Origin of the sequence: Micromonospora sp. NPDC047620, from assembly GCF_043205005.1 — a bacterium.
In the GTDB taxonomy this organism is placed as follows: domain Bacteria; phylum Actinomycetota; class Actinomycetes; order Mycobacteriales; family Micromonosporaceae; genus Micromonospora.
In genome coordinates this window covers 1-1,102 of sequence record NZ_JBIDDG010000180.1, presented here as the reverse complement: position 1 = coordinate 1,102, position 1,102 = coordinate 1, and the positions used below count along the sequence as shown (strand labels likewise).

The 1,102-nt window shown below is 64.7% G+C and carries 1 protein-coding gene; it reads left to right on the top strand.

Translation table 11 applies throughout. The features are described 5' to 3' along the window. Window positions 1-1,102: NAD-glutamate dehydrogenase domain-containing protein (locus ACGF5C_RS35095; RefSeq protein ID WP_393308768.1), on the top strand; the 1,102-nt coding region annotated here is incomplete at both ends.

Genomic DNA, 1,102 nt, shown 5'->3' with positions numbered 1-1,102 from the left:
CGACCGCATTCTGCGTGCCATCCTCGGTGTTGTCACCGCCACGCTGCGTACCAACTACTACGTCGTCGACGCCGACGGGTTGCCGCGCGACTACCTGTCGCTGAAGGTCGAGCCGCACGCGATTTCGGAGCTCCCGCGGCCGCGGCCGCAGTTCGAGATCTTCGTGTACTCGCCGCGGGTCGAGGGCGTCCATCTACGTTTCGGCCCGGTGGCGCGTGGTGGTTTGCGGTGGTCGGATCGCCTGGAGGATTTCCGGACCGAGATTCTGGGTCTGGTGAAGGCGCAGGCGGTGAAGAACGCGGTGATCGTGCCGGTCGGCGCCAAGGGCGGATTCGTGGTGAAACGCCCGCCGGCGCCCAGTGGCGATCCGGCAACCGATCGCCAGGCCCTGCAGGGCGAAGGGGTGGAGTGCTATCGCACCTTCATCAGCGGTCTGCTGGATGTGACCGACAATGTCGATCACGCCAGCGGTGAGGTGATTCCGCCGCAGCGGGTGGTGCGTCGCGACGGTGACGACACTTATCTGGTGGTCGCGGCGGACAAGGGGACCGCGACATTCTCCGATATCGCCAACGACGTCGCCAAGAAATACGGTTTCTGGCTGGGTGATGCGTTCGCGTCGGGTGGTTCGGCGGGGTATGACCACAAGGCGATGGGGATTACCGCGAAGGGGGCGTGGGAGAGTGTCAAGCGGCATTTCGCGGAGATGAATGTCGATACCCAGCGTGAGGAGTTCACGGTGGTGGGTGTCGGGGATATGTCGGGGGATGTGTTCGGTAACGGGATGTTGTTGTCGGAGCATATTCGGTTGGTGGCGGCGTTCGATCATCGGCATATTTTCATCGATCCGGATCCGGTGGCGGGGGTGTCGTTCGCGGAGCGGAAGCGGTTGTTCGGGTTGGCGCGGTCGTCGTGGGCGGATTACGACACCTCGCTGATCAGCGAGGGCGGCGGCGTCTTCGATCGCTCCGCCAAGGCCATCGCGATCACGCCGCAGATCCGCGCCGCGCTGGATCTGGATCCGGGCGTGAGCACGCTGTCCCCGCCGGAAATGATCCGGGCGATCCTGCTGGCGCCGGTCGATCTGCTGTGGAACGGTGGT